Raw genomic sequence first — 17282 nt, 5'->3', positions numbered from 1 at the left:
GCGGTCGAGCGACCGCCTGAAGATATTCATTAGCCTTTATGGCTATTGATGTAGTCGATCGCTGCCTGAACGGTAGTGATTTTCTCAGCTTCTTCGTCTGGAATCTCAGTATCAAACTCTTCTTCCAGAGCCATCACCAGCTCAACGGTATCAAGAGAATCGGCACCCAGGTCTTCTACGAAAGATGCAGAGTTGGTGACTTCTTCCTCTTTCACACCCAGCTGCTCACTGATGATTTTCTTAACGCGTTGTTCGATATCGCTCATACTATTTAATTTCCTATCAAAACTCGCTTACGCGATGGTTTTCGTAGTGTATAAAATGGTGAAAAAGATGCAACAAAATCCCGGCTGGTCGAACCACGATTTTGCGTTATTTTGCGGTTTTAACCGCAAATAAAGCAAATGATTTCGTGATTTATCAGACCATGTACATTCCGCCATTGACGTGCAGCGTTTCACCTGTGATGTAGGCTGCTTCGTCAGAGGCTAAAAATGCCACAGCATTGGCGATTTCCTGTGCGTCGCCTAAGCGACCCGCAGGGACTTCCGCCAAAATACCGGAACGTTGATCTTCGTTCAGTGCCCGCGTCATGTCAGTCTCAATAAAGCCTGGAGCCACGACGTTGACGGTAATGCCACGTGACGCGATTTCGCGCGCCAGTGATTTGCTAAAGCCAATCAAACCCGCTTTTGCTGCTGCGTAGTTTGCCTGGCCCGCGTTACCCATGGTGCCAACAACGGAACCAATGGTGATGATACGGCCCACGCGTTTTTTCATCATGGCACGCAGGACCGCCTTAGAAAGGCGGAATACCGATGTGAGGTTAGTATCCAGGATATCCTGCCACTCATCGTCCTTCATGCGCATGAGAAGATTATCACGCGTAATGCCTGCATTATTGACTAAAATATCCACTTCGCCAAATTCAGCGCGAATATTCTCTAAAACGCTGTTAATTGAATCAGCGTCAGTCACGTTCAGTAACAGGCCTTTACCCTTGTCGCCAAGGTAAGCACTGATGGCGTCGGCGCCACTCTGGCTGGTTGCAGTTCCTACCACTTTGGCACCACGTGCCGCCAGGGTTTCTGCAATCGCACGACCAATGCCGCGACTCGCGCCGGTAACCAGCGCAACTTTACCTTCAAAGCTCATGATTTTCCTCTTATTCCTTACCGAGTGCAGCCGCCAGGGATGCCGTATCGTTAACGGCAGCCGCTGTCAGGGTATCGACAATACGTTTGGTCAGACCGGTCAGGACTTTACCTGGACCCATCTCCAGCAGCTGTGTCACGCCCTGTGCCGCCATCGCTTCCACGCTCTCGGTCCAGCGAACCGGGCTGTAGAGCTGACGAACCAGCGCATGACGGATGGCCGCAGCGTCAGTTTCCGCTTTCACATCGACGTTATTGATCACCGGCACCGCTGGTGCATTAAACGTAATGCTCTCCAGCGCAACCGCCAGTTTATCAGCGGCAGGCTTCATCAGTGCACAGTGAGAAGGCACGCTGACCGGCAGTGGCAGGGCACGCTTAGCGCCCGCAGCTTTACAGGCAGCGCCTGCACGCTCAACGGCTTCTTTGTTACCCGCAATAACCACCTGGCCTGGCGAGTTGAAGTTAACCGGTGAGACAACCTGGCCCTGCGCGCTCTCTTCACAGGCTTTGCGAATAGCCGCGTCATCCAGGCCAATAATCGCCTGCATTGCGCCGGTGCCTTCTGGCACCGCTTCCTGCATCAGTTTGCCACGCAGTTCTACCAGCTTCACTGCGTCAGCAAAGTTAAGCACACCCGCACAAACCAGCGCCGAATATTCGCCCAGGCTGTGACCGGCCATCAGGACAGGCTGTTCACCGCCCTGCTGCTGCCAGACACGGTAGATGGCCACAGAGGCAGCTAACAGCGCAGGCTGAGTCTGCCAGGTTTTGTTCAGCTCTTCAGCCGGACCCTGACTCACTAACTGCCACAGGTCATAACCCAGCGCGTCAGAGGCTTCACGGAAGGTCTCTTCTACCAGCGGATAGGTTGCTGCTAATTCAGTCAGCATGCCCACGGTCTGTGAACCCTGACCTGGAAAAACAAATGCAAATTGCGTCATCTTCTGTTCCTGTCAATCAAAAGCGAACCAGCGCAGAACCCCAGGTGAATCCACCACCAAAGGCTTCCAGCAGAATAAGGTGTCCGGGTTTGATGCGGCCATCACGAACCGCTTCATCCAGTGCGCTTGGCACCGATGCAGCAGAGGTATTGCCATGGCGATCCAGTGTGACGACCACTTTGTCCATGGTCATACCGAGTTTTTTCGCGGTAGCGCTGATAATGCGCAGGTTCGCCTGATGCGGAACCAGCCAGTCCAGCATTTCACGATCGAGATTATTAGCCTGCAGCGTTTCATCAACGATGTGGGCCAGTTCGGTGACGGCGACCTTGAAGACTTCGTTACCTGCCATGGTGACATAGGCGGGCTGATCCTGATGGGCACGATCCTGATAAGGCAGCGTCAGAAGCTGCGCATAGCGACCATCAGCATGAAGGTGAGTAGAGATAATCCCCTGCTCTTCACTCTGGCCCAGCACGACCGCACCCGCGCCATCACCAAACAGGATGATGGTGCCGCGATCTTCCGGATCCAGCGCGCGCGCCAGGACATCAGCGCCGATAACCAGAGCATGCTTAACTGCGCCATTTTTGATGTATTGATCGGCTACGCTCAGTGCATAGGTGAAACCCGCACAGGCGGCAGCAAGGTCAAATGCCGCGCAATCTTTAATCTCCAGCATTTGCTGGATCATGCAGGCGGAGCTGGGGAAAGCATGGCTGGACGAGGTTGTGGCGACAATAATCAGCCCAACATCGTTCGCCTCAATGCCTGCCATTTCAAGCGCGCGTTGCGCCGCGCTGAATCCCATGGTGGCGACGGTTTCGTCAGGCGCAGCAATGCGACGCTCACGGATGCCGGTACGGGTAACAATCCACTCGTCCGACGTCTCCACCATTTTTTCCAGATCGGCATTGGTGCGAACCTGGTTGGGCAGATAACTGCCCGTACCGATAATTTTGGTATACATCTAGGCTTTGTCACTCCTGGCTAATACAGCATCAAGGCGCGCAGCAATTCGCTCGGGAATTTGCTGCCTCACCGCCTGCTCTGCCTGTTCTATCGCCACGGCGAAGGCGTGTTGATTTGCTGCGCCGTGACTCTTGATCACTGTTCCGCGCAATCCTAACAGACAAGCGCCATTGTACTGGTCAGGGTTGAGTTGCCCGAAGCGTTTCGCCAGACGTTTCTGGATTAAGCGCCCCAGCAACTGAAGCCACCATGACCGTTTTTTACCTTCCCCTGATGACTTCAGCAGAGAAAGAAACATTCTTACCACGCCTTCCATCGTCTTCAGCGTGACGTTTCCGACAAAACCGTCACAGACCATTACATCCGTTTTGCCGGTGAGCAGCTCGTTACCTTCGAGGTAACCAATATAGTTGATTTGCGGTGATTCTCGCAGCACTACTGCGGCATCGCGGATGGTTTCCAGCCCTTTGGTCTCTTCATGACCAATGTTGAGCAACGCGACACGGGGCCGTGGAATACCAAGCACATGCTCAGCCATCACCGACCCCATCACAGCAAACTGCACCAGCATCGCACTGTCTGAGCCCACATTCGCACCCAGATCCAGCACCACGGTTTTACCCTGTTGCTGATGCGGTAAAACGGACATCAGCGCCGGACGCTTAATTCCATCCAGCGGTTTTAATAAGAGTGTCGACAGCCCCATCAGCGCACCGGTATTGCCGGCGCTGATGCAGGCCTCTGCACGTCCCTCTTTCACCATCTCCAGTGCCACGCGCATTGAACTGCCGCGACTGTTCCGGATGGCCTGAGCGGGCCGCGCATCACTTGCAATAACCGATTCGGCAGGGATCACCTGCAAACGCCCCGTCAGGAAGGAATCCGCTTTGGCAAGCAATGGCGTGAGAGTGTCGGGATGTCCGACCAGAAGAAGGAATAGTTCCGAATGAGAGGCCAGTGCCTGCAATGCTGCAGGCACTGTCACGCAGGGACCGAAGTCCCCGCCCATGGCATCAATCGCCAGGGTCAAACGTGTCAAGGTATCGCCTTGCTAAGCAAGAAACTTACTTAACGATAACCTTGCGACCGCGGTAGTAACCGTCCGCAGTGATGTGGTGACGCAGATGAGTTTCGCCAGAAACTTTATCTACTGACAGAGCAGCAGTGGTCAGCGCATCGTGTGAACGACGCATACCACGCTTAGAACGGGTGGGTTTATTCTGTTGTACGGCCATGGACCTTACTCCTATTACTTACGCTTTAAACTGGCTAATACGGCAAATGGATTTGGTTTCTCCGCCTCTGCAGGCAGTTTGCCAAAGACCATGTCCGCCTCGGACACTTCACAGTGTTCAGAATCGTGCACCGGAACGACCGGCAGCGCGAGAATCAGTTCATCCTCGACAACCGCCAGCAGATCGATTTCACCAAACTCGTTGACATCGACCGGCTCGTACGCTTCCGGTAATGCTTCGGCCTGCTCTTCAGAAGAGACAGGGCTGAAGCAATAACTCACTTTTACGTGATGGGGAAAGGTCTGGTTGCAGCGCTGACAACGTAACGTCACCTGAACTTCAGCAGTACCCGTCAGTACCGCCAGACGTTGGTTATCAACCGCAAACGACATGGCACAATCCACATCACTGTCCACACTAACGACCGACTCGGCCACACGCTCCACCTGAACAGATGTGTAGACACCCTGATAATCAAGGCGCTTCTGAGCGGTGCGGACAGGGTCCAGCGTTAGGGGTAATTTTACCTTTTGCATAGGGCGCGCATATTAACTTTGTAATGTCATAGAGTCAAAGAAAAAGGCCGTTAAACAGCATCTTTCAACCACTATTCGCATCCAGTGCGGCGCACAGTTTAAAATGACTGTCACCAATTCGCTATCACTATTGAAAAAAAATGACGCCATCGATTCTTTTAGCTTCAACCTCGCCCTTCCGGCAGGCATTACTGCGTAAGCTGGGCCTGCCTTTTATTACCGCTGCGCCTGATGTAGATGAGTCACCGCAGCCCGGTGAAAATGCCGAAGCACTGGTGATTCGTCTTGCCGTGGCGAAAGCGCAGGCGCTGGCTGGAACCTATCCCCGCCACTGGATAATCGGCTCAGATCAGGTCTGCGTGCTGGATGGCGCGATCGCCGGTAAACCACACACGGCTGAGAATGCGCGGGCGCAACTGCGTGCCGCCAGCGGTCAGGCGATTACCTTTTACACCGGACTGGCGCTGTTTCATCCGGCCAGTGGCAGGCTGCTGCAGTGTTGCGAACCCTTCGTGGTGCATTTCCGCACCTTGACCGACACTGAAATCGCCGGATATGTGGAAAAGGAGCAGCCGCTGCAGTGTGCAGGCAGTTTTAAAAGTGAAGGTCTGGGAATTTGTCTGTTTGACCGGCTGGAGGGGCGCGATCCTAATACGCTGGTCGGGCTGCCGCTGATTGCGCTCAACGGGATGTTGCAGCAGGCCGGCATCAATCCTTTAACGGAGTGATGCCGGAGAACGATTACGCCTTAAGCTGACGCAGTTTATTCAGGCACTGCTTCAGGCCCTCATCCAGTGGCGCTTCAACACGCATGACTTCGCCAGTGCCGGGATGGGTAAAGGTCAGTGCCGCCGCATGCAGGAACAGGCGTTTCAGACCGGTTGATGCCAGCTGACTGTCAAAGTCACGTTCACCATAGCGATCGTCGAAGGCGATGGGGTGGCCAGCATGCAGCGTATGTACACGAATCTGGTGCGTCCGTCCGGTGACCGGACTGGCTTTCACCAGTGTGGCAAACTCAAACCGCTCTTCCACTTTAAAGCGGGTTTCAGAGGCTTTACCTTCGCTGCTGACGCGTACGACACGCTCACCACTCTGGAGAATATTTTTCAGCAGGGGAGCCTGAACGACCTTCAGATGCGACGGCCAGTTGCCGCGTACCAGGGCCAGATAATCTTTTTGCATCCCCTTTTCACGCAGTTGCTCATGCAGGGAACGCAGCGCTGAACGCTTTTTCGCAACCAGCAGAATGCCGGAGGTGTCACGATCCAGGCGATGCACCAGTTCCAGGAAGCGCGCTTCCGGGCGCAGCGCACGCAGCCCTTCAATCACCCCGAAACTGAGTCCGCTGCCACCATGCACGGCCGTGCCGGACGGCTTGTTCATCACCAGCAGCGACTCATCCTCAAAGAGAATAGCGTCCGCCAGCGAAGCGACCTTCGCCAGCTTAGGTGATACGGCGTCTTCATCGCGCTCCGCGACCCGGACCGGCGGAATGCGAACCTCATCCCCCTCCTCCAGCTTGTACTCAGGCTTGACGCGCTTTTTATTCACCCGCACCTCACCCTTGCGTACGATGCGATAAATCATGCTCTTTGGCACACCCTTGAGCTGGGTGCGCAAAAAGTTATCAATACGTTGTCCGGCATTTTCAGCCGTGATGGCGACAAAATGTACGCCGGGATTCTCTGTTTTCATGGCGGCGATTCTAAATAGTGTCCCCTGATAGCGCCACCCCTTTTTCTGTGCTTAACTCTGGGGTTGATGTGATGGCAGGTCGCTTCTCTGCTGGCTTTTTCAGCAAACCGCTGCTTTGTCCGACACATTAGCAAGTTAAATGTAAAGAAACTTCACAAGCTGGCTAAAGTCGCCTTGCTATATGAAGGTTAGCAATGGAATAATGCCTGAGTTTCTTAACTGAAGCATTTCAGAGCAGAAACCGAGCGAAATTGTCATTTTGCCGGATTGAGCAGACACGCAGCAATGGCGTAAGACGTAATGCGAAATCAGGCACTTAGCGGGCTGCGGGTTGCGGCCTGGACAACAGTATGGGATGCACGGGTTTTCATTATTCTCTCAGGCATTTCCACTATCTGGTGCTGTTTTCCCTTATGAAAAACAGGCCACCGACGTTATTTGCGCCCCTCGCGCGGTCGACAGCCGTGAGGCTGACGACATTGCACTAAGTCACGGGGCCATCGGTTGATACTCGTCCAGGGTAACTATGCCCGCAGCTGTAATCACTCATGAAAGAATAACGAGTAAGTCACGATGAAAAGAATGTTAATAAACGCAACTCAGCAGGAGGAGTTGCGCGTTGCCCTGGTTGACGGTCAGCGTCTGTACGATCTGGATATCGAAAGTCCTGGACACGAACAGAAAAAAGCCAACATCTACAAAGGTAAAATCACTCGCATCGAACCCAGCCTTGAAGCTGCGTTTGTCGATTATGGCGCAGAGCGTCACGGTTTCCTCCCGTTAAAAGAAATTTCCCGCGAATATTTCCCCTCCAGCTATAACGCACATGGTCGTCCTAATATTAAAGACGTGCTGCGTGAAGGCCAGGAAGTCATTGTTCAGATCGATAAAGAAGAACGCGGTAACAAAGGCGCTGCGCTGACAACCTTTATCTCTCTGGCGGGCAGCTACCTGGTACTGATGCCGAATAACCCACGTGCAGGCGGTATCTCTCGCCGCATCGAAGGTGACGATCGTACCGAACTGAAAGAAGCCCTGTCAGCGCTGGATCTGCCGGAAGGCATGGGCCTGATTGTGCGCACTGCCGGTGTTGGTAAATCTGCCGAGTCACTGCAGTGGGACTTAAGCTTCCGTCTCAAACACTGGGAAGCGATTAAGAAAGCCGCTGAAAACCGCCCTGCTCCGTTCCTGATCCATCAGGAGAGCAACGTGATTGTGCGTGCCTTCCGCGACTATCTGCGTCAGGACATCGGTGAAATCCTTATCGATAATCCGAAAGTGCTGGAACTCGCGCGTCAGCATATCGCGGCGCTGGGTCGTCCGGACTTCAGCAGCAAAATTAAGCTCTACACCGGTGAAATCCCGCTGTTCAGCCACTATCAGATCGAATCGCAAATCGAATCCGCCTTCCAGCGTGAAGTCCGCCTGCCTTCCGGTGGTTCGATTGTGATCGACAGTACCGAAGCGCTGACCGCTATCGATATCAACTCAGCTCGCGCCACGCGTGGCGGTGACATCGAAGAGACGGCCTTCAACACCAACCTTGAAGCGGCCGATGAGATTGCCCGTCAGCTGCGCCTGCGTGACCTGGGCGGCCTGATCGTTATCGATTACATCGATATGACGCCGGTACGCCATCAGCGCGCCGTTGAGAACCGTCTGCGTGAAGCTGTCCGTCAGGACCGCGCCCGTATTCAGATCAGCCACATTTCACGTTTCGGCCTGCTGGAGATGTCCCGTCAGCGTCTGAGCCCGTCATTAGGTGAATCCAGTCATCACGTCTGCCCACGCTGTAGCGGCACCGGCACCATCCGTGATAACGAGTCACTGGCGCTGTCCATTCTGCGTCTGATTGAAGAAGAAGCGCTGAAAGACAACACCAAAGAAGTTCACGCCATTGTTCCGGTTCAGGTTGCTTCTTACCTGCTGAATGAAAAACGTGAAGCGGTTAACGCGATCGAAAAACGCCAGGGTGGCGTGCGGGCAATCATCGTTCCTGATGACAAGATGCAGACCCCGCACTACTCCGTACTGCGCGTACGTAAAGGCGAAGAGACGCAGACCCTGAGTTATCATCTGCCGAAGCTGCATGAAGCCGAAATGGCGATGCCATCGGAAGAGGAACATGCTGAGCGCCGTCGTCCTGAGCAGCCTGCTCTGGCCGCCTTTGTGATGCCTGATGCGCCTCCTGCGCCGGTAGAAGTTGAGCCAGAAGTGAAGCGCACTGAAGCTCAGCCAGCAGCAAAATCAGCCCCGACTGTTGCTGCACCAGCGACCGTCAGCACCGGTTTCTTCGGGCGTCTGCTTGGCGGCCTGAAAAAAATGTTCGCTGGCGAAGAAGCGCCTGCTGCTGCACCAGTGGCCACTGAGGTTGCTGAACCGCAGAAAGCGACTGAAGAGCAGGAAAGCAACAGTGGTCGTGGCGAGCGCCGCAGCAACAATAACAACCGTCGTAACAACAATCGCCGTGAACGTACGCCGCGTAACGGTGACAATGCACAGTCCCGTGAAAGCCGTGAACCACGCGAAAGTCGCGAGCCGCGTGAAAGCCGTGAACCGCGCGAAAGTCGTGAGCCACGTGAAAGCCGCGAGCCGCGCGATGGCAACGACAACCGTCGCAACAAGCGTCAGTCTCAGACGGGTGAAGTGCGCGAAGAGCGTCCGGCACTGAGCGAAGAAGCGCGTCAGCAGCGTGATGAGCAGCAGCAACAGCGTCGTGAACAGCGTGCTGAACGTCAGCGTCGTCGTCAGGAAGAGAAACGTGCCGGTGAAGAAGCGGCCAAAGCGGCTGAGCAGCCAGCCGTCGTTGCTGAAGCCCAGGACGTCACTGAGGCGCAGGATGATGAACGCGTTCAGGTTATGCCGCGTCGTAAGCCGCGTCAGCTTAACCAGAAGGTGCGTGTGGATGATAACCGTCCGCCTATGCCAGCCGAAGCCAGCGACATTGCCCAGCCTGCTGAAGTGCGTCAGTCACAGCCAGCTGACGTTGCTCAGACACAGCCTGAGTTCCAGGCTTCGCAGAGTGACGAGCAGGATGACAACGACAGCCGCGATAACGCCAATATGCCGCGTCGTTCACGTCGTTCACCACGTCATCTGCGCGTCAGCGGACAGCGTCGTCGTCGTTACCGTGATGAGCGTTACCCGACGCAGTCAGCTATGCCACTGGCCGCTGCCGCTGCTTCACCTGAAATGGCATCTGGCAAAGTCTGGATTCGCTATCCGGTGAGCCAGGCCAGCGAAGAGCAGGTTCAGAATGTAATGCATGAGACGCCAGCTTATAACAGCGAAGAGACCGCAGACGCGACCCCTGCGCTGCCGGTTGCTGCCGCCGTTGAATCGGTTGCTCAGGATGCACCAGTGCAACAGGCCGAGCCGCAGGCAGAAACGCCGGTGGCGATCGTCAACACTGACGATACCCGTGCTATCGACGCCCCGGTTGATGAGCAGCCTTCTGTTGTTCCGGCTGCTGATGAAGCTAAAGCGGAAGCTGTAGCGGCTGAAGCCGTGCCTGCTGAGCCCGTCGCTGAAACGCCCGTATCACAGCCTGCTGAGCCGGTCACCGAAACAGCGGTGGTAACGCCAGCTGCTGAGGTTTCACAGCCTGCCGACGTTGCTGAGCAGTCAGCTACTGATGTCAGCGAAGCGATCGCAGCAGAGGTGGAAGAAGTGCTGAACGCGCCGGTTGCTGCTAACGCTGAAATCGCGCCAGTCAGTGAACCTCATGCGCCGGTTGCCGCGCGTGATGTCGCGCCTGCAGCACCGGTAACGGCAGCTGAACCTGCTACATCAGCGCCGGCTGCTGAAGCGGTGCCGAATGACGGTACGCGCTGGAAGCACTATGCCTCTGCGCCGATGACTAAAGCGCCTGCGCCGGTCTGGCAGTCAGAACCCGCTCCGCACAGTGACTGGGTACGCGCGCCGTATGAGTTCGACGGTCGCGGTTCTGCGGGTGGTCATAGCGCCACCCATCAGGCCACTGCCCCGGCGACAAAGCCGTAACGCATAAGCTGTTGTGAACTGAACCCCGGCCTGAAAGCCGGGGTTTTTTTATGGCATCGATTCAGCCCCAGGCAGTAAAAGAATTAATATCGCCCCGTTTACGTCGTCAGCCATCAGTAAAGACGGCGTCAGTCATTTTGGCCGTAACAAAGTGCGGGAAAGCATCAGGCATGCATGGCTGCGGGATAGTGTGAAATGAGGAAGCAGGAAAGCCCTACAGGCAGACTTTATGAAAAATCGCCCTGCCACCAGCTGAATCACAGGCAAAAAAATCCCACTCTCCTTTAGCAGAAGAGTGGGAAAAAGTAAGCGCATCCGGTTAAAGTACGCTCAAAATTTCAGGTCAGACTACGAATTCATCTGGAACAGCGACATCTTCGACATATCAGTGAAGGTCTTATAAGAGGCCTGAAGTGCTGTCTGCTGCATGGTGTAGCTGGAAGCCGCTTCCGTTAAATCTACGTTAACCAGGTCACTCATCTGCGAGCTGTAAATCACTTTACGGTCATCGCCCTGTGCATCCAGCGTATCGATTTCACCAAGCTGAGTACCGATTTCAGACTCCACGCTGGAGACATTATTCAGTGCGTTACCCAGCCCGCGGTTGGTTTTATCCATTGCATTCTGGAAGGTCTGTTTAGTCGTGGCGTCCGCATCATCCTGTGGCACTTTCAGTGCCGCAATAGCGCTATCGAGCATTTTAAACAGATTGGTTTCGCTGGCGCTGCCATCCGGTTCTTTGGTGGCATTGCCAGTGATTGACATGAAGATGCTGTCACCGGTATGCGCCACGGTCATGGTACGACTGGTATCCACCTTCTGGGTAATCGCTTCGGTGCCGCCAGCGTAACTGACGCCCGTGCCCGCCGTATCGACAAACGGCGCGCTGTCGGTTTTATAGCCGGCAAAAATATAGCGGCCATTGGCATCTTTGCTGTTGGCCAGGTTCAGCAGCTGGGCGCGAACACCTTCCAGTTGGGTAGCAATCGAACCACGATCGTCGTCACTCAGCGTACCGGTTGAACCATTGACGATCAGCGTCTGCGCCGTAGTGATGGCAGTAGTAACGCCCCTCAGCGTATTGTCTTCCAGGGACAGGCCCTGTTTAGCGAAGGTGCGCGCCAGCGCATACTGTTCACCCTGCTGCTGAGTCTGAGTCAGCACCACAGCACGTGACGCGGCAATCGGGTCATCCGAAGGGTTGGTGACACGGCGGCCGCTGGAAAGCTGCTCGCCCACTTTCAGCCAGGAGGCCTGTGAGTCAGTAATGCCGCGCACCTGCTGCTCAAAAATCATATTTGTACTGATTCGCATGTTATCTCCTGCCCTTAGCGAATATTGATCAATGCGTTAAACACGGTGCTGGCAGTCTGAAGCACCTGCGCATTGGCCATGTAATATTGCTGATACTTGGTCAGATTGGCGTACTCTTCATCAAGGTTTACGCCAGAGACCGACTGCTGGCGTTCGGTCAGCTGACTGACCACACTTTTCTGAGTTGTACTGGTCGTTTCCAGCGAGCTGGTTTTGTTACCCACGGTGCTGACGATAGCCGCATAGGCCTGCGACAGCGTGGCATTACCGCCGACCAGCTTTACATCCTGCAGATTCAGCAGTTTCTGCGCATTGCGGTTATCACTCTCACCGCCCACGGCACCTGCTGCGGCCACCTGAGATTCATTGGTGATGGCGACGGACATGTCGTTAACCACATTCTGGACCGGCTTCACCAGGAAGCTGTCTTTAGCGGCAGGTGCAGGCGTGGCGCCAACGGTCAGTTTCAGGCCGTCAAAGCTCAGCGTGGTATTGCCACTGGCATCGGTACTCTGCGTGATGGCGGCTGCGGTGCTGTCAGAGGCACGCGTGGCAGTCCAGTTTGTGCCGTCAAAGCTGACGTTATAGTTAGTGGCTTTCAGCGCGCTGGTATCGGTCCACTCTGCGGTAACCGAGGCAGCGGTGCTGTTTTTGCTGTTGCTCACGACCAGCGGACTGCCGATATTAAAGAAATCGACGCCCTGGTCGCCGTTGCTGTCAAAGCCCTGCTTGTGGACATCGTTAAAGCTGGTAGTAAACGCAGCCGCTAACTGACCCAGCTGATTCTGTGCCAGATCCAGATCCTGAGTACGGAACGCCAGCAGACCACCCAGCGAACCCGTGGTGATCAGTTTTTCCGGGATCTCAACGTTGCCCGCCTGCTTATCGACATAGCCAATAGTGGTGCGCGTCGGATCGCTGCTGGAATTCATCGCCACCAGATCGTGAGATTTGTTGCCGTTCACCAGCGTCAGGCCGTTGGCCATAGATACGGTGTAATTGCCATCCTGCTGCGATACCGTCACGCCAACGACTTTATTCAGGTCATTGACCAGTTGATCACGCTTATCAAGCAGATCGTTAGGCGCAGCACCGTTGCCATTAGTCAGCTTGCCAATCTGCTGGTTAAGATCGGCAATCTGGCTGGTGAGGGTGTTGACCTGTTTAACACTGGAACTGACATCGGAATTGACGCTGTTCTGCATATTGTTCAGGTATTGCGCTGAGGTCTGGAACTGGTTTACCAGACCCTGCGCATTGCTGAGCATCGACTGACGCGCTGACGGATCGTTGGCGTTGCTGACGACGTTCTGCAGGTTGGTAAAGAAGCCCTGCAGCGAGGTCGACAGGCTGGTCGTCGCGGTCGACAGCAGATCGTCAATGTTAGAAATCTGCGTATGCTGAGTATCGACCGCACTGTAGCTCGCGCTGGCACCCCGCAGCTGTGTGGCAATGAATGAATCATATTCACGTTGTACACCGGTGATATTCACGCCGTTACCATAATAGCTGTTGCCCTGCAGGGTACTGTTCGCCTGCGCCAGTACCGTGGTCTGACGTGAATAGCCCGCCACGGTGTAGTTAGAAATGTTGTTACTGGTGGTGCTCAGAGCGGCCTGCGCGGCACTCAATCCGCTCATCGCGGAGTTAATTATGCTGGACATCTCGGTTCCTTACGTTCCCCGTCAACCGGGCTGGCAGACATCAAAGTGGGCGCCAGCAGGCGAAAACGCTTCTGGCTATAGGGATGTTATCGGCTTGCTTAAGTGAAACTTGAGGCGAAATAATCAGAACAGGTCGCCAATATCCTGGCTGTACGCTTTGACGACTTTGTCACCCATGCTTTTGAATTGCTGAATCATTCCCACCAGCTTTTGCGCATATTTCGGGTCGGTAGCATAGCCTGCCGCCTGTAACGCCTGCGCGCCCTGCTCTGCGCTTGAGGCGTTGGTCACCGCCGCATAGCGAGGGTTTTTGGTCAGCAGTTTGACGTAGTCGGTCAGCGCCTCGAAATAGGAGTTGTACACCCTGAAGCTGGCACGGACTTTCTTCGCTGCACCCTGCTCATATTCGGTGGTCATGATATCGGTGGTCTCACCTTTCCAGTCACCGCTGGCTTTAATCCCGAACACGTTATAGCTCGGCTTGCCGTCGCGGGTCAGGATCTGTCGCTGGCCCCAGCCCGACTCCAGCGCCGCCTGGGCCAGAATCAGATGATGCGGAATACCACTCTGCTGACTGGCCGCCTGCGCTGGCTGCGTCAGCTGAGCGATAAACTCACGGCTGTCGCTCGGCAGCCCCGTCGGTGACGCGACCGGCGGCAGTCGTGGCATCGCCTTACGCACCATCTGCTCCAGCTGCTGGGCGGGCAGTGGTGTGGCCCCGCTGGTGCTGAGAATAAAGCTGTTATCCAGCTTCATCGGCACCGTACCGGCTTTTTCATCCGGCGCGGTGGCGGGCTGCATCTGTTTGACGATGGTTTCCGCCAGGCCGAGGCCACGCTTGCCCATCTCCTGTGCAATCTGCTGGTCATACATAGAGGTAAAGAGTTTGGTCTGCTCGTTGCCCATAATGCCGTCCTGCGGCAATGCATCGCGCATACTCTTCAGCATCATCTGTACAAACATCCCTTCAACCTGACGTGCAACCTGCAACGCATGTCCTTTCGGATCGTTGCTCGCCTGGCGTTTAAGATCATTCAGGGAGCGGCTGTCGAAAGCCGGACTCGTGACAGATTGCATATCAGCCATCAGATAATTTCCAGTTTGGCACGCAGACAGCCGGCACTTTGCATCGACTGCAGAATCGACATCAGTTCGATAGGTGATGCACCCAGCGCATTCAGCGCACGCACTACGTTGTTCAGGTTAGCGCTGGCATTGACGCGCTGCAGCGCACCGCCGGTCTGGCGCAGATCGATCTGGGTCTGCGTCGTCGCCACGGTCTGACCACCGGCCAGCGGTGTATCAGGCTGACTGACGTTCTGCTGCTGGTTAACCGTCACTGACAGGTTGCCCTGCGCCACTGCACACTGATTCAGCGTGACTTCGCGGTTCATAACGACTGAGCCAGTACGGGAGTTGATGATCACTTTGGCATCTTCAACCGGAATCGAGACATCAATGTTCTGGATCTCGGCCAGCAGACGCACCTGCGCACCATTATTCGGTGACACGCGGATCTGCACGGTACGGGCATCCAGCGGCTGCGCTGCGCCATAACCGCCACGGGCGTTGATCGCATCAGCAATACGCTGCGCCATTGAGAAGTCTTCGTTATTAAGCTGCAGGTTAATGGTGTTCTGCGAACCAAAGTTGCTCTGCAGTTCACGTTCAACCGTTGCACCGCCGGTGATACGGCCACCGTTCAGCTGGTTGACCTGAACGCTGCTGCCACCCGCAGAGGCACCCGCACCACCGACCAGGATGTTGCCCTGCGCCAGCGCATAGACCTGGTTATCAACCCCTTTCATCGGCGTCATTAACAGCGTGCCGCCGCGCAGGCTTTTGGCGTTACCCAGTGATGAGACCACCACATCCAGGTTCTGTCCCTGACGGGCAAACGACGGCAGCTTAGCGGTCACCATAACGGCTGCCACGTTTTTCAGCTGCATGTTGGTGCCCGCAGGCACGGTGATGCCAAGCTGTGACAGCATGTTGCTCACTGTCTGGGTAGTAAATGGCGTCTGCGTGGTCTGGTCACCGGTGCCATCCAGGCCCACGACCAGGCCGTAGCCCAGCAGCTGGTTATCACGTACGCCCTGTATCGTGGTTAAATCGCGAATCAAATCGGCTTTGGCCAGCAGGCTGACGCCCAGCAGCAGCGCCAGCCCGGCGCGTAACAGCGTTAACTTTTTCATTGAAACCTCTTACATCGGCGAGATGTTCAGGAAGAAACGCTGGAACCAGCCCATGGTCTGCGCCTCATTGATGTAACCATTTCCGACGTACTCAATACGTGCATCGGCGACAGCGGTAGATAACACGGCGTTACTGGCGCTGATGGTGCGTGGGTTGACCACGCCCGAGAAGCGAATGAACTCCGTGCCCTGATTAATGGCGATCTGTTTTTCACCGACCACGTGCAGGTTGCCGTTTGACAACACCTGATCCACTGTGACGGTAATGGTGCCGGTAAAGGTGTTATTGGCAGATGCGCCGCCTTTACCTGCGAAGTCGTTTTTGCCTTCGGCGCTGAGATTGGCTTTTTCGCCACCTGCACCCACCAGGCCTGCCAGACCCGTCGGCACGCCGCTTACACCAAAGCTGTTGCTGCCGTCGCGGCTGGCACTGGCTGAGGAGCTTTTGCTGGCGCTGACGTTTTCCTGCAGCGTGATGGTCAGGGTATCGCCGATGTTGCGTGGACGGCGATCTTCAAACAGCGGCTGATAGCCGTAGTTAAGTGGCGCGACGCCCTGGAATATAGAGCCGTTGACCACCGGTGGCGCGGACGGCATTGGTTGCGCTGTAGTTGCACCTTCGACCAGCGGGGTACGCGGGACCAGGGCACATCCGTTGAGGGTTAGCAGCAACGAGGCGACTAACCAATGTCCAGGCTTGAGAATCTGTTGCTTCGCCACGGCGTCACGACCTTATTAATGTCTGTCATTCAGGCCAGCACGGGCTGGCCCTGTTCGGGATTAAAGCTGAGTTAATTTCGCCAGCATCTGATCAGAGGTACTGATCGCCTTGCTGTTGATTTCGTAAGCGCGCTGCGTCTGAATCATCGTGACCAGCTCTTCCGCCACGTTTACGTTCGAGGTTTCGGTGTAGCCCTGATAGAGCAGACCCGCGCCGTTCTGGCCTGGGGTGCTGTCTGTCGGTGCGCCCGATGCCTGCGTTTCTTTGTAGAGGTTTTCACCCACGCTATCGAGACCGGCGTCGTTCATAAAGGTGCTCAGTGTTAACTGACCGACCTGCGCGGCCTGGGCCTGCCCCTGCTGCGTCACGCTGACCACACCGTCACGCGACACCGTAATGCTGGTGGCGTTGGCCGGAATGGTAATGCCTGGCTGCACCGGGAAACCGGAGTTGGTCACCAGCTGGCCGTTCTGATCAACCTGAAACGCGCCATCACGGGTATACGCAGAGGTGCCGTCCGGCATCTGAATCTGAAAATAACCCTGACCGTTAATAGCGATATCTTTTGAGTTACTGGTCTGCGACAGGTTGCCCTGGGTGTGCAGACGCTCAGTGGTCACCGGACGTACACCGGTACCGATCTGCAGGCCCGATGGCAGCGTTGTCTGTTCTGACGACTGCGTGCCCGGCTGGCGCATAGTCTGGTACATCAGATCTTCGAACACGGCACGTGAACGTTTAAAGCCGTTGGTGCTGACGTTTGCCAGGTTGTTGGCAATGACGTCCATGTTCATCTGCTGCGCATCAAGACCGGTCTTAGCGATCCATAAAGAACGAATCATGTTGT

Annotated in this window: 16 protein-coding genes; 2 read left to right on the top strand and 14 right to left on the bottom strand. The window is 55.5% G+C overall.

The genetic code is table 11. From position 1 onward, the window contains the following. Window positions 1-29 precede the first annotated feature (29 nt). The 7 genes from acpP to yceD all read right to left on the bottom strand — a co-directional run bounded on the left by acpP (window position 30) and on the right by yceD (window position 4841). A complete protein-coding gene (gene acpP, locus AC6I8E_RS07155) occupies window positions 30-266 on the bottom strand; it encodes an acyl carrier protein (RefSeq protein ID WP_003849865.1) in 237 nt (78 codons plus the stop codon). Between the two features lie 154 nt (window positions 267-420). Continuing rightward, window positions 421-1155 (bottom strand): 3-oxoacyl-ACP reductase FabG, encoded by a 735-nt coding sequence (fabG, locus tag AC6I8E_RS07150; RefSeq protein WP_013357455.1) that lies wholly within the window; start codon window positions 1153-1155, stop codon window positions 421-423. 10 nt (window positions 1156-1165) lie between these two features. After that, a complete protein-coding gene (gene fabD, locus AC6I8E_RS07145; protein WP_013357454.1) occupies window positions 1166-2098 on the bottom strand; it encodes an ACP S-malonyltransferase in 933 nt (310 codons plus the stop codon). A 16-nt stretch (window positions 2099-2114) separates the two neighbouring features. Then, window positions 2115-3068, bottom strand: a complete 954-nt coding sequence (locus tag AC6I8E_RS07140) for a beta-ketoacyl-ACP synthase III (RefSeq protein ID WP_147788394.1) — start codon at window positions 3066-3068, stop codon at window positions 2115-2117. Beyond that, the gene (gene plsX / locus AC6I8E_RS07135) at window positions 3069-4109 is read right to left on the bottom strand and encodes a phosphate acyltransferase PlsX (protein ID WP_497824594.1); all 1041 of its coding nucleotides are present in this window, start codon (window positions 4107-4109) and stop codon (window positions 3069-3071) included. It abuts the gene before it with no gap. 25 nt (window positions 4110-4134) lie between these two features. After that, window positions 4135-4305: a 50S ribosomal protein L32 gene (gene rpmF / locus AC6I8E_RS07130; protein WP_003849870.1), complete on the bottom strand. Its 171-nt coding sequence runs from the start codon at window positions 4303-4305 to the stop codon at window positions 4135-4137. A gap of 14 nt (window positions 4306-4319) precedes the next feature. Next, entirely contained in the window at window positions 4320-4841 is a 522-nt protein-coding gene (gene yceD / locus AC6I8E_RS07125) for a 23S rRNA accumulation protein YceD (RefSeq protein ID WP_008925931.1), read from the bottom strand. Between the two features lie 140 nt (window positions 4842-4981). Between yceD and AC6I8E_RS07120 the strand changes: the two genes are divergently transcribed. Then, complete coding sequence (locus AC6I8E_RS07120; protein ID WP_370421526.1) at window positions 4982-5569, top strand: Maf family protein; 588 nt, start codon at window positions 4982-4984, stop codon at window positions 5567-5569. A gap of 13 nt (window positions 5570-5582) precedes the next feature. Here AC6I8E_RS07120 and rluC read toward each other — a convergent pair whose 3' ends face one another. Next, window positions 5583-6539, bottom strand: coding sequence for a 23S rRNA pseudouridine(955/2504/2580) synthase RluC (gene rluC, locus AC6I8E_RS07115; protein WP_033732248.1), 957 nt, complete (start codon window positions 6537-6539; stop codon window positions 5583-5585). 573 nt (window positions 6540-7112) lie between these two features. Between rluC and rne the strand changes: the two genes are divergently transcribed. Beyond that, window positions 7113-10541: a ribonuclease E gene (rne, locus tag AC6I8E_RS07110; RefSeq protein ID WP_497824593.1), complete on the top strand. Its 3429-nt coding sequence runs from the start codon at window positions 7113-7115 to the stop codon at window positions 10539-10541. A 348-nt stretch (window positions 10542-10889) separates the two neighbouring features. On the opposite strand, the gene flgL is transcribed toward rne, so the two are convergent. From flgL to flgG, 6 genes are all read right to left on the bottom strand, one after another. Next, the gene (gene flgL / locus AC6I8E_RS07105) at window positions 10890-11855 is read right to left on the bottom strand and encodes a flagellar hook-associated protein FlgL (RefSeq protein ID WP_418162274.1); all 966 of its coding nucleotides are present in this window, start codon (window positions 11853-11855) and stop codon (window positions 10890-10892) included. A 14-nt stretch (window positions 11856-11869) separates the two neighbouring features. Next, complete coding sequence (gene flgK, locus AC6I8E_RS07100) at window positions 11870-13519, bottom strand: flagellar hook-associated protein FlgK (RefSeq protein WP_497824592.1); 1650 nt, start codon at window positions 13517-13519, stop codon at window positions 11870-11872. 123 nt (window positions 13520-13642) lie between these two features. Beyond that, window positions 13643-14605 carry a flagellar assembly peptidoglycan hydrolase FlgJ gene (gene flgJ / locus AC6I8E_RS07095; protein ID WP_033732244.1) on the bottom strand — a complete coding sequence of 321 codons (963 nt, stop codon included), beginning with the start codon at window positions 14603-14605 and terminating at the stop codon, window positions 13643-13645. Then, window positions 14605-15714 (bottom strand): flagellar basal body P-ring protein FlgI, encoded by a 1110-nt coding sequence (locus tag AC6I8E_RS07090; protein WP_095707388.1) that lies wholly within the window; start codon window positions 15712-15714, stop codon window positions 14605-14607. Before AC6I8E_RS07090 ends, flgJ begins: the two co-directional genes overlap by 1 nt. A 9-nt stretch (window positions 15715-15723) precedes the next feature. After that, window positions 15724-16434, bottom strand: coding sequence for a flagellar basal body L-ring protein FlgH (locus AC6I8E_RS07085; RefSeq protein WP_033732242.1), 711 nt, complete (start codon window positions 16432-16434; stop codon window positions 15724-15726). Between the two features lie 60 nt (window positions 16435-16494). After that, window positions 16495-17277 carry a flagellar basal-body rod protein FlgG gene (gene flgG, locus AC6I8E_RS07080; protein WP_003849881.1) on the bottom strand — a complete coding sequence of 261 codons (783 nt, stop codon included), beginning with the start codon at window positions 17275-17277 and terminating at the stop codon, window positions 16495-16497. Window positions 17278-17282 lie beyond the last annotated feature (5 nt).

The sequence above is a fragment of the Pantoea sp. X-Soil-YNGN-785 genome, assembly GCF_059730585.1.
The sequence above is the reverse complement of the archived record's forward strand: the minus strand, read 5'-3'. Positions and strand labels throughout refer to the sequence as shown.

What these genes read in the sequence shown, in the direction of transcription:
- acpP (WP_003849865.1), bottom strand. Translation starts at nt 266, where the DNA reads ATGAGCGATATCGAACAACGCGTTAAGAAAATCATCAGTGAGCAGCTG.
- fabG (WP_013357455.1), bottom strand. Translation starts at nt 1,155, where the DNA reads ATGAGCTTTGAAGGTAAAGTTGCGCTGGTTACCGGCGCGAGTCGCGGC.
- fabD (WP_013357454.1), bottom strand. Translation starts at nt 2,098, where the DNA reads ATGACGCAATTTGCATTTGTTTTTCCAGGTCAGGGTTCACAGACCGTG.
- AC6I8E_RS07140 (WP_147788394.1), bottom strand. Translation starts at nt 3,068, where the DNA reads ATGTATACCAAAATTATCGGTACGGGCAGTTATCTGCCCAACCAGGTT.
- rpmF (WP_003849870.1), bottom strand. Translation starts at nt 4,305, where the DNA reads ATGGCCGTACAACAGAATAAACCCACCCGTTCTAAGCGTGGTATGCGT.
- yceD (WP_008925931.1), bottom strand. Translation starts at nt 4,841, where the DNA reads ATGCAAAAGGTAAAATTACCCCTAACGCTGGACCCTGTCCGCACCGCT.
- AC6I8E_RS07120 (WP_370421526.1), top strand. Translation starts at nt 4,982, where the DNA reads ATGACGCCATCGATTCTTTTAGCTTCAACCTCGCCCTTCCGGCAGGCA.
- rluC (WP_033732248.1), bottom strand. Translation starts at nt 6,539, where the DNA reads ATGAAAACAGAGAATCCCGGCGTACATTTTGTCGCCATCACGGCTGAA.
- rne (WP_497824593.1), top strand. Translation starts at nt 7,113, where the DNA reads ATGAAAAGAATGTTAATAAACGCAACTCAGCAGGAGGAGTTGCGCGTT.
- flgL (WP_418162274.1), bottom strand. Translation starts at nt 11,855, where the DNA reads ATGCGAATCAGTACAAATATGATTTTTGAGCAGCAGGTGCGCGGCATT.
- flgK (WP_497824592.1), bottom strand. Translation starts at nt 13,519, where the DNA reads ATGTCCAGCATAATTAACTCCGCGATGAGCGGATTGAGTGCCGCGCAG.
- flgJ (WP_033732244.1), bottom strand. Translation starts at nt 14,605, where the DNA reads ATGGCTGATATGCAATCTGTCACGAGTCCGGCTTTCGACAGCCGCTCC.
- AC6I8E_RS07090 (WP_095707388.1), bottom strand. Translation starts at nt 15,714, where the DNA reads ATGAAAAAGTTAACGCTGTTACGCGCCGGGCTGGCGCTGCTGCTGGGC.
- flgG (WP_003849881.1), bottom strand. Translation starts at nt 17,277, where the DNA reads ATGATTCGTTCTTTATGGATCGCTAAGACCGGTCTTGATGCGCAGCAG.